Annotated in this window: 12 protein-coding genes; 5 read left to right on the forward strand and 7 right to left on the reverse strand. The window is 69.4% G+C overall.

The features are described from left to right. The gene (locus AC0J5J_RS01195; protein WP_474899078.1) at positions 1 to 1,242 is read right to left on the reverse strand and encodes a ThiF family adenylyltransferase; all 1,242 of its coding nucleotides are present in this window, start codon (positions 1,240 to 1,242) and stop codon (positions 1 to 3) included. A gap of 185 nt (positions 1,243 to 1,427) precedes the next feature. Here AC0J5J_RS01195 and fdhA point away from each other — a divergent pair, with 185 nt between their 5' ends. The 3 genes from fdhA (at position 1,428) to fdhD (ending at position 4,679) form a co-directional block, all read left to right on the forward strand. Next, the gene (gene fdhA / locus AC0J5J_RS01200) at positions 1,428 to 2,642 is read left to right on the forward strand and encodes a formaldehyde dehydrogenase, glutathione-independent (RefSeq protein ID WP_134422911.1); all 1,215 of its coding nucleotides are present in this window, start codon (positions 1,428 to 1,430) and stop codon (positions 2,640 to 2,642) included. A 132-nt stretch (positions 2,643 to 2,774) separates the two neighbouring features. Then, positions 2,775 to 3,803, forward strand: a complete 1,029-nt coding sequence (moaA, locus tag AC0J5J_RS01205; RefSeq protein WP_474899080.1) for a GTP 3',8-cyclase MoaA — start codon at positions 2,775 to 2,777, stop codon at positions 3,801 to 3,803. Between the two features lie 6 nt (positions 3,804 to 3,809). Next, positions 3,810 to 4,679 carry a formate dehydrogenase accessory sulfurtransferase FdhD gene (gene fdhD, locus AC0J5J_RS01210; protein ID WP_174722367.1) on the forward strand — a complete coding sequence of 290 codons (870 nt, stop codon included), beginning with the start codon at positions 3,810 to 3,812 and terminating at the stop codon, positions 4,677 to 4,679. Here the strand turns inward: fdhD and AC0J5J_RS01215 are convergent. Both AC0J5J_RS01215 and AC0J5J_RS01220 read right to left on the reverse strand, forming a co-directional pair. Beyond that, positions 4,669 to 6,051 (reverse strand): phosphatase PAP2 family protein, encoded by a 1,383-nt coding sequence (locus tag AC0J5J_RS01215; protein WP_474899082.1) that lies wholly within the window; start codon positions 6,049 to 6,051, stop codon positions 4,669 to 4,671. The two genes, fdhD and AC0J5J_RS01215, sit on opposite strands and share 11 nt — an antisense overlap. Before the next feature lie 8 nt (positions 6,052 to 6,059). Next, positions 6,060 to 8,375 (reverse strand): FdhF/YdeP family oxidoreductase, encoded by a 2,316-nt coding sequence (locus AC0J5J_RS01220; protein ID WP_134422917.1) that lies wholly within the window; start codon positions 8,373 to 8,375, stop codon positions 6,060 to 6,062. Positions 8,376 to 8,514: 139 nt separating this feature from the next. Here AC0J5J_RS01220 and AC0J5J_RS01225 point away from each other — a divergent pair, with 139 nt between their 5' ends. Together AC0J5J_RS01225 and AC0J5J_RS01230 are read left to right on the forward strand one after the other, a co-directional pair. Next, a complete protein-coding gene (locus tag AC0J5J_RS01225; RefSeq protein ID WP_474899084.1) occupies positions 8,515 to 10,797 on the forward strand; it encodes a glycosyltransferase in 2,283 nt (760 codons plus the stop codon). Beyond that, on the forward strand, positions 10,797 to 12,113 hold the full coding sequence (locus tag AC0J5J_RS01230; RefSeq protein ID WP_134422919.1) for a glycosyltransferase: 1,317 nt from the start codon (positions 10,797 to 10,799) through the stop codon (positions 12,111 to 12,113). The genes AC0J5J_RS01225 and AC0J5J_RS01230 overlap by 1 nt, the downstream gene beginning before the upstream one ends. A gap of 26 nt (positions 12,114 to 12,139) precedes the next feature. On the opposite strand, the gene AC0J5J_RS01235 is transcribed toward AC0J5J_RS01230, so the two are convergent. From AC0J5J_RS01235 to AC0J5J_RS01250, 4 genes are all read right to left on the reverse strand, one after another. Then, the gene (locus AC0J5J_RS01235; protein ID WP_474900179.1) at positions 12,140 to 12,736 is read right to left on the reverse strand and encodes a DUF2017 family protein; all 597 of its coding nucleotides are present in this window, start codon (positions 12,734 to 12,736) and stop codon (positions 12,140 to 12,142) included. After that, positions 12,736 to 13,020, reverse strand: coding sequence for an ATP-dependent Clp protease adapter ClpS (gene clpS / locus AC0J5J_RS01240; protein ID WP_198414204.1), 285 nt, complete (start codon positions 13,018 to 13,020; stop codon positions 12,736 to 12,738). Before clpS ends, AC0J5J_RS01235 begins: the two co-directional genes overlap by 1 nt. Positions 13,021 to 13,081: 61 nt before the next feature. Next, a complete protein-coding gene (locus AC0J5J_RS01245; RefSeq protein WP_474899085.1) occupies positions 13,082 to 13,771 on the reverse strand; it encodes a YoaK family protein in 690 nt (229 codons plus the stop codon). A 139-nt stretch (positions 13,772 to 13,910) separates the two neighbouring features. Next, entirely contained in the window at positions 13,911 to 14,564 is a 654-nt protein-coding gene (locus tag AC0J5J_RS01250; protein ID WP_474899087.1) for a nucleotidyltransferase family protein, read from the reverse strand. Positions 14,565 to 14,577 lie beyond the last annotated feature (13 nt).

A 14,577-nucleotide genomic window follows, 5' to 3' on the forward strand; every position in this document is an offset into this window, starting at 1 on the left:
TCACGTCCTCGCTGTGGTCGTCGATTCGCTGGTGACGGCGTCACCGTGCCATTTACGGCCCACTCCGGGAGCGGTGCCGTCGGCTACGGCGGCGTCCCAGGCGATCATGCCGCCGTCGAGCAGGGTGAGGTCGGTGAACCCGGCGGCGGTGAGGGCCGCCGCGGCGCGTTCGGCCCGCGGGCCCACGTGGCAGTGCAGGACCAGCGGCAGATCACGCGGCAGGGTCGCCGTTCCGGCCTCGGTGAGGAGCTCGCCCAGAGGCAACAGCACGGCATCCGGGATCGCACTCTCGGCATGCTCGTCGGGCTCGCGCACGTCGACGACCACGAACGGGTCGGTGCCCGCGGCGCGGGCGGTGAGGCGCGTGACAAGCTGCACCGGGGTGAGCGACGGCCACGCCTGTGCCTGCGCGTGTGTCTGCGCCGCGGCGAGCGTCGCGGCCGGGTTCGGGTCGGTGGCGGCCACGCCGGTGCCGATCAGGGGAACCTCGGTGAACCGGCCCGAGAGGGCGTCGATCACGAGGATGCGCCCGATCAGCGGGGTGCCGATCCCGGCGATCAGCTTGATCGCCTCGGTGGCCATCAGCGAGCCCACCTGACCGCAGAGCGCACCGAGCACGCCGGCCTCGGCGCAGTTGGGCACCTCGCCCTCGGCGGGCGGGGTCGGGAACAGGTCGCGCAGGTGCACCCCCGTCACTCCGCTTCCGGCGGGCGGGTCGGCCCAGAACACCGACAGCTGCGCGTCGAAGCGCAGAACGGATGCCCACACCAGCGGCAGGCCGAGGGTCGCGCAGGTGTCGTTGACCAGGAACCGGGTGGGGAAGTTGTCCGTGCCGTCGATGATGACGTCGTACCCGCCGAGGATCGCGGCGGCGTTGCCCGCATCGAGGCGTTCCGCGTGCTGCACGACAACGGCTTCGGGCGCGATCCCGGCGATCGTCTCGGCGGCGCTGACCACCTTGGGCCGGCCGACATCCGCCTGGCCGTGCACGATCTGTCGCTGCAGGTTGCTCGGCTCCACGTCGTCGCTGTCGACGATGCCGATCGTTCCGACGCCGGCCGCGGCCAGGTAGACCAGGGCCGGCGAGCCCAGGCCGCCGGCGCCGAGCACGAGCACCCGGGCATTGGCGAGGCGGCGTTGGCCGAGCTCGTTGAGCTGGGGCAGGCGGCGCTGGCGTGCGGTGCGAATGGATTCGGCGCCGCTGAGGCGGTCGATGGGCTCGACGAGAGGGGGAATGGCCATGGTTACCACGCTAGGCGCTGGTGGGGTCCGGCGGGTACCCATCCCGGAGTGCCCCTTGAATTCCCAGCCGGAATGTAGTCCAGTAGGAACGCACCAAGGAACCAACTAGAGAAATCCATGCAGTCTCGCGCGGCCGGATCGGCCGCGCTTTGAGGAACGCAATCAGGAACTAGGAAGGTACTTTCATGACAGGGAACAGGGCAGTTGCCTACAAGAGCCCGGGCGTCGTCGAGGTCATCGACATCGACTACCCGACGTTCGAGCTGAAGGACGGGCCGGGTGTGAACCCGGCGAACGTGGGCCGCAAGGTGCCGCACGGGGTCATCCTCAGAACCGTGACGACCAATATCTGCGGCTCGGACCAGCACATGGTCCGGGGGCGCACGACCGCACCGTCGGACCTGGTGCTGGGCCACGAGATCACCGGCGAGGTGGTCGAATGCGGGCCCGACGTCGAATTCATCAAGGTCGGCGACATCGTCTCGGTGCCGTTCAACATCTCCTGCGGCCGGTGCCGCAACTGTAAGGAGCGCAAGACCGGGATCTGTCTCAACGTCAACCCCGACCGCCCGGGCAGTGCCTACGGCTACGTCGACATGGGTGGCTGGGTGGGCGGCCAGGCGGAGTACGTGCTGGTGCCGTATGCGGACTGGAACCTCCTGAAGTTCCCGGACCGGGACCAGGCGCTGGAGAAGATCATGGATCTGACCATGCTCTCCGACATCTTCCCGACCGGCTTCCACGGAGCGTACAGTGCCGGCGTCGGCGTCGGATCGACCGTCTACGTCGCCGGAGCCGGCCCGGTGGGTTTGGCTGCGGCGGCATCCGCTCAGTTGCTCGGGGCGGCCGTCGTCATCGTGGCCGACCTGAACGAGGAGCGGCTGGCGCAGGCCCGCAGCTTCGGCTGCGAGACCATCGACCTGCGAAACGGCGAACCGCAGGACCAGATCGAGCAGATCCTCGGTGAGCCCACCGTCGACTGCGGCGTGGATGCGGTCGGCTTCGAAGCCCGCGGCCACGGCAAGGACGCCGGTCAGGAGCGCCCGGCCACGGTGCTGAACTCGCTGATGACGGTCACGGCCGCCGGTGGAGGACTGGGTATCCCGGGGCTCTACGTCACCGGTGACCCGGGCGGGGTCGACGAGGCGGCGAAGGTCGGCTCGCTGTCCATCCGGCTGGGACTCGGCTGGGCCAAGTCCCTCTCCTTCACCACCGGTCAGTGCCCGGTGATGAAGTACAACCGGGGGCTGATGATGGCGATCCTGCACGACAAGGTGCAGATCGCCAAGGCCGTCAACGCCCAGGCGATCAGCCTCGAGGATGCCCCGCGCGGGTACGCGGAGTTCGACGCGGGCAAGTCGGTCAAGTACGTGTTGAACCCGAACAAGTACGTCAAGTAGCCGAATTCGACCAGTAACAGCACACCCGGCCGGCGGTTCGCCCCGGCCGGGTGTGCTGTTCTCCCAGGGGCCTCGGCATTTGTCACCGTCCCCGGGACTTTTGCCGCGCGGGGCGGCGGTTAGTGTGGAGAGATGATTGATCAGTTCCAACGCCCGCTGCACGATCTGCGCATCTCGGTCACCGACCGCTGCAACTTCCGCTGCGTCTACTGCATGCCCAAAGAGGTGTTCGGCAAGGACTTCGCGTTCATGGAGCGTGATGAGCTGCTCTCGTTCGAGGAGATCGCCCGGCTGGCGCGGATCAGCGTGGCGCACGGGGTGGAGAAGATCCGCCTCACCGGCGGTGAGCCGCTGCTGCGCAAGGGGATCGAAGAACTCGTGGCGATGCTGGCCGCACTCCGCACCCCGGACGGCCGTCCGATCGACATCGCGATGACCACCAACGGTTCGGTGCTGGCACTGAAGGCGCAGGCTCTGAAAGACGCGGGGCTGAAGCGCGTCACGGTGTCGCTGGACTCGCTCGACGACGCCACGTTCCAGGCCATGAATGACGTGAAGTTCCCGGTCTCGAAGGTGCTGAACAGCCTCGACGTGGCCCACTCGGTGGGGCTCGGCCCGATCAAGATCAACATGGTGCTCAAGCGCGGGCAGAACGATCAGGACGTGGTGGCCATGGCGCGTCACTTCAAGGGCACGCCGTACATCCTCCGGTTCATCGAGTACATGGACGTGGGATCGAGCAACGGCTGGGAGATGGCGGACGTCGTGCCCTCGAGCGAGGTCGTGGCGCGCATCAACGCCGAACTGCCTCTCGACGAGGTGGCCCCCAACTACAATGGCGAGACCAGCCGCCGGTGGCGGTACCGCGACGGCGACGGGGAGATCGGCGTCATCTCCAGCGTCACCCAGTCGTTCTGCCACTCCTGTTCGCGGGCCAGGGTGTCCACCGACGGCAAGCTGTTCACCTGCCTGTTCGCGACCGAGGGGCACGACCTGCGCGCCCTGATGCGCGGCGGCTGCACCGACGAGCAGCTGTCCGCCGTGATGGCCCGGATCTGGAGCGAGCGCACGGACCGGTACTCCGAACTGCGCAGCATTGAGACCGGCAAGCTGCGGGCATCCGGGAAGAAGAAAATCGAGATGTCGTACATCGGTGGGTGAATCGAGATGAGCAGGATCACGGCGCGACGCAAGGTCGTGCGGATGACGGTGGGCAGGGCGCCCACCACCCGGGAAGACGTTCTGGCAGTGGAAGAGCCCCTCGAAATCCGCGTGAACGGGCGTTCTCTCGCCGTCACGATGCGCACGCCCGGCAACGATTACGACCTGGCCGCCGGGTTCCTGGTGTCCGAGGGCGTGATCACCCGGGGCGAGCACTTCTTCGCGGCCCGGTACTGTGCGGGCGCGACCGTCGAGGGGCTGAACACCTACAACGTGCTCGACGTGTCGCTTGCCCCCGGCGTCACGCCGCCCGACCCGAGCCTGGAACGGTCGTTCCTGACGACGAGTTCCTGCGGCCTCTGCGGTAAGGCGAGCATCGACGCCGTGCGCACCAAATCGGCGTTCCCGGTCGTGGACGACCCGGTGCGGGTTGATGCGGCGCTCCTGTCGACCTTCCCCGACACCCTGCGCGACGCCCAGGCCGTGTTCGAGAAGACCGGCGGCATCCACGCGGCCGCCCTCTTCGACGGCGCCACCGGGCGGATGCTGGTGCTGCGCGAAGACGTCGGCCGGCACAACGCGGTGGACAAGGTGATCGGCTGGGCGGTGAAGGAAGACCTGCTGCCGCTGGCCGGCACGGTGCTGATGGTGTCCAGCCGGGCGAGCTTCGAGCTGGCGCAGAAGGCACTGATGGCCGGGATCCCGGTGCTGGCCGCCGTGTCGGCGCCGTCGTCGCTGGCTGCCGAGTTCGCGGACGAGGTAGGCATGACGCTGGTCGGTTTCCTGCGCGGCGACTCCATGGTGGTTTACGCCGGGGCCGAGCGCATCGAGAGCGGCGAACCGAGCGAACCGAGCCTGGCCGGCGTCACGGGCTGACGCGTGCCTGGGGCTCGACCACCCGTCCGGCGTGCCAGGTGTCGACCGCGATCACGCTACCCACGACCACCAGGGAGATCGAAACGGAGGCCAGGGCATCCGTGGCGAAGTGGTAGCCGAGGTACAGGCGGCTGATGGCGGCCAGCACGATGCCGACCACGGCCAGAATGAGGCCGACGGCGGTGTCGCGCGCGCTGAGACGGCGCGAGAGCACGAGGTAGGCGGTCACCAGCAGGAAATCGGACGCGCCCAGCACGTGGCCGGACGGGAAGGAGAACGTGAGGTCCGTGCCGTGGAGCATCAGGTCGATCGGCGGCCGCTCACGGCCGACCGTGCGCCCGATCAGCTGGGCCAGAACCACGCCGGTGGCCATGGCGCCGGCGAGGAGCAGCGGACGCCAGGCGTGCCGGGCGCCGAAGCCCCAGCCGACGCAGACCGCCAGCACGATCACGGGCAGAGCGATCGGCCCGAACACGACCGCCAGCACGATCATCACGGTCGTCAGAACGGGGGAACGGGACTCCAGCAGCCACTCCAGCACGGGAAGGTCGATCGCGGTCACACCGCTATCGCTGAGCACACTGACCAGCATGAGCGTGAAGACGACGGCACCGGATCCAACGCAGGCGATCGCGATGACTCGAAACCGGCGGCGGGAACCGGCATCCAGCTCCCGCGTCTCCACGACGTACCGGTCGTGGAACGTGCGCCACGGATGCGCCGCGCGGCTCCGTCGGCGTTCCGCCGCGAGTCTCGCGGCCAGGGGAGCCCAGACCGCCACCGCGATGCCGATCACCAGTAGTGCCGCCCCAATCGTGTCGGTCAGCCAGTGCGCGCCCAGATAGGTGCGGCTGAGCATCATGGTGACCGTGTAGAGGGCCCCCGCCAGCCACACCCACCAGAACGGGAAGAGCACCGCCAGAACCATCGCCAGCACCGCCGCATTGGCGACATGGCCGGAGGGGAACGACCCGAAGTCAACACTGACCAGGAGGTCTTCGAGGTCCTGTGGGCGTGCCCGGCCGAACAGCCACTTGAGCAGGCGCACGGCGGCCCCGGACAGGACGATCACCAAGAGGGCGTACCCCGCGGCCCAGGGGCGCTTCAGGAACAGGAGCAGGCCGATGAGCAGACCGGGCACGACGACGGAGGCGACGAGACCGCCGCCCAGGCTGTTCATCACCAGGGCGAGGGAATCCCACACCGGTGCCCGGTTTCCGGACACCAGTGTCAGCCACCGCGTGTCGAGGGCGAACGGCTGGCCGTTCCTGGCGATGATCGCCCCCAGACCGACCGCGAGCACCACGGCGACCAGGCCACTGAGTAGCGGCCACCAGCGCGTGACGCGCCGCAACGCGGCGCCCGGTTTCACACCCCGGCTCACGTCAGCGGTGCTGGATTCACGGTCTCGTGCGGGATGAATCGCACCGCCATGGCCTTGTAGCCGGGAGTGTTCGACTCCCGTGCCACGAGCTCACGGTGCATCAGCGCGTTCGCCTCGGGGAAGTACGCGGCCGCGCAGCCCCGCGGGGTGGGGTAGACCACCAGGCGGAACTCGTCGGCGCGACGCTCTTCACCCTGGAAGGTGCTGATCACGTCGACCATGTCGCGGTCCGCGAAGCCCAGCTCGGTGGCGTCGTCCTGGTGGATCAGGATGACCCGGCGGCCGCCGGAGATGCCGCGGTAGCGGTCGTCCAGCCCGTAGAACGTGGTGTTGTACTGGTCGTGGCTGCGCATGGTCTGCAGAATCAGGTGGCCGGCCGGCGGGGTGAGGTATTCGAGCGGGCTGACCGTGAACCGGGCCCGGCCGATGTCGGTGGCGAAGCTGCGGGTGTCCCGGGGCGGGTTGGGCAGCACGAAACCGTTCTTCGTCTTCAGGCGCGTGTTGAAATCGGTGAAGCCCGGCAGCACGCGCGAGATCCGGTCACGGATGACGTCGTAGTCGTCGGCCATGGCCTTCCAGTCGATCACGTGGTCGTCGCCGAGAGTGGCGGCGGCCATCCGGGCGACGATGACGGGCTCGGCGAGCAGGTGCTCGGAGACCGGGTCCAGACGCCCCTGCGTGGTGCGCACGACCGACATGGAGTCCTCGACCGAGAGCACCTGGCGGCCGCCCGGGTGCTTGTCGTCGGTGTCGGTGCGCCCGAGTGTGGGCAGGATCAGCGAGATCTTGCCGTGCATCACATGGGAGCGGTTGGGCTTGGTCGACACGTGCACGGTCAGGCCGACGCGCTGCATGGCGGCCTCGAGTGCCACGGTGTCGGAGCAGGCGAGGGCGAAATTGCCGCCCATCGAGACGAACACGTCGACGTCGTCGTTCTCGAACGCCTCGACGGTGTCCACCGAGTCGAGGCCGTGCTTGCGGGGGGACTCGATTCCGAATTCCTTGTCGAGGGCGGCGAGCATCGGCTCCTTGGGCTTCTCCCAGACGCCCATGGTGCGGTCGCCCTGCACGTTGGAGTGGCCGCGCACCGGGCAGGCGCCCGCGCCGGGCTTGCCAAAGTTGCCCTGCAGCAGGAGCAGGTTGATGATCTCCTTGAGCGTGTTCACCGAGTGCGGCTGCTGCGTGAGGCCGAGCGCCCAGCAGATGATGGTGGCCTTGGAGTCGACCATCATCCGGGCGACGGTGGAGATCTCCAGCGGAGTGAGCCCGGTGGCCTTCTCGGTCTCGGCCCAGTCGATGGTCTTGCGGGCGGCGCGGTACTCGTCGAGTCCCTGGGTGTTCTTCTCGACGAACTCCGCGTCGACGACGGAGCCGGGAACGCGCTCCTCCTCCTCGAGCAGCAGGTGACCGAGGGCCTGGAACAGGGCAAGGTCGCCGCCGACCTTGATCTGCAGGTACTCGTCGGCGAGGGCGGTGCCGTCGCCGAGCACGCCGGACACCGACTGCGGGTCCTTGAAATTGAACAGCCCGGCCTCAGGCAGCGGGTTGACGGCGACGACCCGGCCGCCGTTGTCCTTGCATTCCTTGAGGGCGGACAGCATCCGCGGGTGGTTGGTGCCCGGGTTCTGGCCGACGACCAGGATCAGCTCGGCCTGGTGGATGTCTTCGAGCGAGACGGTGCCCTTGCCGATGCCGATGGTGGCGTTCATGGCCGAGCCCGAGGACTCGTGGCACATGTTCGAGCAGTCGGGCAGGTTGTTCGTGCCGATCGAGCGGGCGAACAGCTGGTACAGGAAGGCCGACTCGTTGGCGGTGCGGCCCGAGGTGTAGAACACCGTGCGGTCGGGAACGGTCGCGCGGATCTGCTCACCGATCAGCTCGAAGGCGTCGTTCCAGGAGATCTGGGAATAGTGCGTGTCGCCGGGACGGATGACCACCGGATGCGTGATGCGTCCCTGGTTGCCGAGCCAGTACTCGGTCTTGGTGGCCAGCTCCTCGATCGAGTGCTCGGCCCAGAACGCCGGGGTCACGGTGCGCTTGGTGCTCTCCTCGGCGACGGCCTTGGCGCCGTTCTCACAGAACTCGGCCGCCTTGCGGTGCCCCTGCGACTCCGGCCACGCGCATCCGGGGCAGTCGGTGCCGTCGCGCTGGTTGAGGCGCAGCAGCGCCTTCGCGGTGCGGGCGACGCCGGCCTGCGCGAACCCGCGATCGAGAGCCACCAGAACGGCCTCCACACCGGCCGCGGACTTCTTCGGCTTCGTGACGACCAGATTGTCTTCGTTGATGTCCTTGATCGGAGCGCGTCGTGTCATACCCCCATCCTGCTCCCTTTGGCCGGGCCTGCCGACACGGGGCGAGTGTATGTTCCGAGTGGACGCCGGCGGATGCCCGGTGGATGCCCGGTGGATTCCCAGCCGGATACTTCGCTGTTGGTCAGGGATATGGCGTTGGATGAGAGGGCACGATGCCGTGCTCGACGCAGAAGACTTCACGATGGACAACTGCTTGATTCACTACAGAGAGGGCACCGTGGGAACTCACACGACGCTGGACACGATGCGGCAGACCCGATCGATTCTGGACGGCATCCGTTGCGCCGACGACCTGACGATCGCGGCGAGCCGCGACGGCGGCGTGCGCGCCGTGCGCCTGCTTGCCCAGGCGGCGACCGACCCGGGTGACCAGCTGACTGCGATCGCCGCCATCCACTCGCTGGGGCAGGTGTTCGACGAGTCCGCGGACGACGTGCTCGTGTCGCTGCTCACCCACGGCTCACTCTTCATCAGGGAGCACGCGGCCTGGGCCTTCGGCGCCCGACTGCCCCGGTTCGAGGCGCTCTCCGGGCTTCTGAGCATGGTCGTCGACGGAGGCTTCTCCGGGATGATCGCCCAGCGCACCCTCGAGCAGTGGAGCTCGTCGGTGCCCGATCATGTGGCGCTGGCCATCGAGGGTGCCCTGATCGGCGTGCACGAGTGCGGCGCCCGCGCCCGACTGGTGGAGACGATGGGGATCATCCCCGGCCGCATCCCCGAGCGGCTGCTGCGCCGCGTCGCCGTCGACGAGGCCGAGGCGGTCGAGGTTCGCGCGGCCGCGATCGCGGCCCTCGGCGATCTCGGGCCGAACGACGCCAGCATCCGGATCGTGAGCGATCTGGCACAGGAGGCCGGCGTGCTCGCCGACGTGGCCCGTCTGGCCCTGATCGACCTGACCGTGCCTACCTATCCGCGCCCGCCGTGGAGCCAGGGACTCACGGTGGCCCAGCTCTTCCTGCACGCCGACATCGACCGCGAACTCAGCCAGGTCGGGGCCGGCGACAACGGCGGCATCGCCACACTGCTGGTGCGGCTGGGCGACGCGCTCGTCGCCGGCAGCGGCGCGAGCGCGAGCGCCAGCGGCAGCGTGGAGCGCGTGCTGACCCTCTCCCGGGGCAGCTTCGCCGGGGCGCTGACCTGCCTGCCCGAGGTCGGGTCCACCCTCGCGGGGCATGCCTTCGCGACCGTGCCCTTCCTCGGCGATCCGGTGGCGTCGGTCGACGCGTGGCCGAGGCGCATTGCGACGCAGCGCGGCATCCGTCGCATTCTGCGTGCCGCGGGAACGGTCGACGCGATCCACCTGCGCATGGCCGACATCGGCACTCTCGCCGCCTCCACGGTGGCCCGCGAGCTCGACATTCCGATCGTGTTCACGGTGGCTCCCGACCCGCACAGCGTCATCCACTCCCTGGACACCTCGAGGGCGCTCACCCGGGAGAACTTCGGCACGGTCGACGAGACCGAGCACTTCTGGTTCCGGGCCCGGCTGGTGCAACGGCTGGCCGCGGATGCCGCGCACACCGTGCTCTTCCCACGCCCCGACCTGCAGCGCGACATGCGCGATCTCGTGGGCATCGACATCGAGCAGCACCCGGAACGCCACTCCGTGATCGCGGAGGGCATCGACCTGGCCGTGATCGAGCGGGCCCTGGCGGATGCGCGCGCGACGTCCGGCGCCGAGCCGACCGAGCCTGCAGCAGAGATCAGCCCGACCGGCGCCGTGGCGCTGGCCGAACTCGACGCCCTGCTCGCCACGCTCCCGCCGAGCCGGCGCGGACTGCCGCTCGCCGTCACGGTGGGACGGCTGCACCGGGTGAAAGGCATGGCGGCGCTCACTCAGGCCTGGGCAGCGGATGCCGGCCTGCGCGCCCGCTGCAATCTGCTCATCCTCGGTGGGGACCTGCTGAGCCCCTCCCTCGACGAAAAGAGCCAACTCGACCAGATGGCGCAGGCCGTCAAACTCGACGACGCCGCGAACGAGGGGCTGCTGCTCGCCGGGCACCGCACCAACGACACCGTCGCCCACTGGCTCGCGGCGGCCCGGTACGGTCGGCCCGGTCTGGCGGCCCCGAGCGGCGCGTATGTCTGCGCGAGCATGAAAGAGGAATTCGGGATCGCCCTGCTCGAGGCCATGGCGACCGGGCTCACGGTCGTCGCACCGAACTCCGGGGGACCGGCCACCTATGTGGAGCACGGAGTGACGGGCTTCCTCGTCGACACCGGCAACCGGGCAGCCCTGGCCGGGGGGATCAGCGCCGCTCTGGATCTGGCCTCCGGGCCGCTCGGCCCGGACTACGCCGAGCGGGCGGGGGAGATGGTGGCGCGATCCTTCACCATCCAGGCCATGGCGAACACCCTGACCCGGGTCTACCGCGACGTCGCCAGCGCGAACGAGACCAGCGCGTGGATGGTGAGCGTCTGATGACCCTGTTGATCATCAGCCCCGACTATGCGTCGCACCTGTTCCCGCTCGCGACGCTCGGCACCGCCTGGCTGGAAGCGGGGGAACGCGTCGTCGTGGCCAGCGGCCCCGCCACCGCCGACATCGTCGCCGCCTTCGGATTCGAACGGGTCAACCTGCAGCTGGGCCGCGGGTCCAACCCCGGCACGATCCGGGCCGAGGACCAGCCGACGGGAGAGGACGACGCCCTCCGCGGGTTCTTCGACGCCACCCGGCTGGGCATGGTCGAGACCCTCACGTTCCAGGCCGAGGCCCGCAGCAATGACCTGCTCTGGAACCCGGTGGAGGTGGCCCGCGCGGTGCAGCAGATCGTGGCCGACGTGCAACCCGACCACGTGATCGTCGACCATCTCGCGTTCAGTGCGCGGCTGGCGCTGATCAGTGCCGGCATCCGTCACGCCGATGTGGTGCTCGGTCACCCGTCGGCCCTTCCGGTGGGCCTGGAGGTCTACGGCTACCCGCCCGACTGGCCGGATGCGTTCGCGCCCGCCGGAGACGACCTGGTCGCCCTGATGGGGATCTGCGAGAACGTGCGCGACTCCTTCACCGGCCAGTGGAACGCCGCCCTGCAGGTTCTGGACCCGACCGCCACGCCGAGCGCGGACGCGTTCATGGAGTGCGGGGACATCCTGCTGCTCAATTACCCGGCGGAACTTCACGACGCGGCGCGCGGCGAGCTGCTTCCCCCGCACGCCTTCCTCGGCTCGGCGGTGCGCGACGAGGCCGCCGACGCCGACGTCGACCGTTGGCTGGCCGACGGCAGTGACCTGCCCATCGTCTATGTCAGCTTCGGCAGCTTCCTGTCGGTGCGCGGGGACGTGCTGGCCCGGGTCGCCGAGGCCCTGCGCGGACTCGACGTGCGGGTCGCCATCGCCACCGGGGCCACCGACCCGGCCGAGCTCGGCACGATCCCCGACTCCTGGCTGGTGCGCGCGTTCCTGCCGCAGGTGACCGTGCTGGAGAGGTCCGTCCTGGCCGTCTCGCACGGTGGCAACAACAGTGTCACCGAGGCGATGACCCACGGGGTGCCGCTGCTGCTGCTGCCCTTCTCCACTGACCAGTTCGCCGGAGCAGCCGCGGTCGAAACGGCCGGTTTCGGGCTGTCCCTCGCGCCGAACACCGCCACGGCCGCCGAACTGCGCGTGGCCATGGCCGCGCTGCTCGCCCTCGGCGGCGATGCCCGGCAGAGCCTGGACCGGCTGGGTGCATCGCTGCAGGGCGGCGCCGGGCCGAAGCGGGCCTACGCGGCCCTTCTGGCGGTGCCGGTCGAGTTGTAGGGCGCCGGTTTCGGCAGGCGGGGTGGTCAGACGTCGATGGCGTAGACGAGTGATTCCTGCACCATGCCGAACCAGTCGTAGACGTCGTGCAGGAACGGCGCCTCGTCGTCGCTGAGCCGCGGCACACCGTCGGGCCCGATCTCGAGCCGCTCGGCGAGCGTGAGGCGCAGGTCGGTGAGCGTGCGCAGCCAGGATTGCACGTCGTCGGGGTCGAGCGCGATGGTCACCGGCTGCTCGGCGGCCGCGGCCGCGCGCAGCTCCGCGTCTCCGGGCTCGTCGGCGATCTCGTCGAGCGGTTCCTCGCCGAGGCTGGCGAGCACGCACCGTGCGTTTCGCACCTTGCGCTCGAGCAGGTCGTCGGCCGTGAACCGACGGAATTCCGCGGCGGCCGCCGGGTCATCCGTGTAGGCGTCCGGCAGCAGCCGGCGCAGGGCCGGGTCGTCGGAGGTGCCGAGCGCGTGCGTCTCCGCGGCTTCGAGCAGGTCGATCAGCTGGCTCGCGGCCAGGCGCAGCAGACCGATCTCCACATGTTCGAACTGTGCGCTCACGGTGCCGGCGCTTTCGCTGCCCGCACCTTCGCTGCCCGCACCTTCGCTGCCCGCGCCCGCGCGCTCGAACTGCATCACGAGTCGGCCTTGGCGAGGGTGGCCCACAGCCCGTAGCCGTGCATGGCCTCGACGTGGCGTTCCATCGCTTCCCGGTTGCCGGTGGCGACGACAGCCTTGCCGTTGTTGTGCACCTGCAGCATCAGCCGCTCGGCCTGCTCGGCGGAGACACCGAAGTAGCTGCGGAACACGTAGGAGACGTAGGACATCAGATTCACCGGGTCGTCCCAGACGATGGTGATCCAGGGGCGATCCAGGGACACGGCGTCCCGCAGATCGAGTCGTTCGTCAGTCTTGGGCACGGATCAAGCCTCACATGGAGTCGGCACAATTCCAACCGTGTGCCGGGTGCCGGGCGCCGGGTCAGGGCGCGTGGTGCGGTCGCCCCGCCGCGTGGCCGATGGCGGTCACGCAGAGGGTGATCACTGCCGAGAGGGCCACACCCCAGGCCACGCCCTGCGTCAGCAGCAGCGCCCCCACACCGGCTCCCACCGAGATGAGCACAATCGCGGCCAGTCTGCGAAACCAGGGCTGGCCCTTGCCGCCGCCGAGCCGGGAATCCGCGGCGAAGCCCGTGATGGTCGAGGTCACGACGACCGTCGTGACATCCTTCACTCCGATATGGCGGGCCACGGATGCCTGCAGCCCCATCACGGCCGCCAGCGAACCGGTGATCGCGAGGTCGAACGGTGCGGGCGGCACGCCGCCTCCCGCGAAGAGCACGAGCGCCAGCGCCAGCATGATCAGGCCCTGGGCGCCGAACAGAACGGTGGCGTGCGTGGTCCAGCCGATGGCGACCGGGCGCAGCACGCGTCCGCCGACGGCGGCACCGAGCATGAAGGTGAACAGAGCCAGCAGGGGGCCGACCACGGGGAGTCCGGGGGCGCCGGCGATGGCCATGCCGAGGATGACGACGTTGCCGGTCATGTTGCCGGTGAAGACCTTGTCCAGGCCGAGGTAGCCCACGGCATCCGCCACGCCCGTAGAGAAGGTGAGGGCCAGCATCAGGCCCAGGTGCAGGTTCGCGGGATGGCGGCGGAGGAACTCGAGCACGGGGGTCCTAACGGAGGGCACGACTGCGATGTGGTGCTGCGTGGGGGCAGGTGGTGGTGCTTACCCGGGTGCCGGGCACGTTGGTCCATGATTCCACGGATGCCGGTCGCGACGGCGCAGGCTCGGGCTTGCTCCTCGGTCAGTCGCGGGTGTCGACGTCGAGCCCGGTTTCAAGGTCGGTGCAGTCGACCAGCCGGGTGTCATGGGCTTGCAGGTAGGGACGTGCGCCGGTATCGCCGGCGGCGGAGTCGATGAGCGCGGCCCAGTGTTCTCGCCCGATCACCACCGGGTGTCCCGGACGTGCATGGAAGCTCGCCTGCCGCAGCGTGTGCGGGCCGACGGATGACGTGTCGGAACCCGTCGCGCCGGAACCTGCCGCGCCGGACACACTGCCGATCAGTCGCGCGACAGTGCTCGTGCGCAGGCCCGGCACATCGACGGGAACAATCGCCACAGCGATGGGAGCCGGCGGCAGTCCGGTGGTGGGGAGTGCAGTGGCCTGGCGGAGGCCCGCACGCAGGGAGGCCGAGAGCCCTTCGGTCCAGTCTTCGGCGAGGGCGATGACGACCGACGGGGTGAGGCCGAAGTCGTCGAGCAGGGCTCGAGCTTCAGCGGCCTGGGCGCCGAGCACGACGATCACGGGGGTGCATCCGGCATCCGTGAGGGTACCGATCGTGCGCACCAGCCAGGGGGTGCCGTCGTCGTCGCGAGCGAGTGCCTTGGGCATGCCGTAACGGGATCCGGCACCGGCCGCGAGCACCAGGCCGGCGATCGGCGCGGAAGAGGTGTGCATGCCTGCCATCGTA

This window comes from Cryobacterium sp. TS_SC_7 (assembly GCF_056156285.1).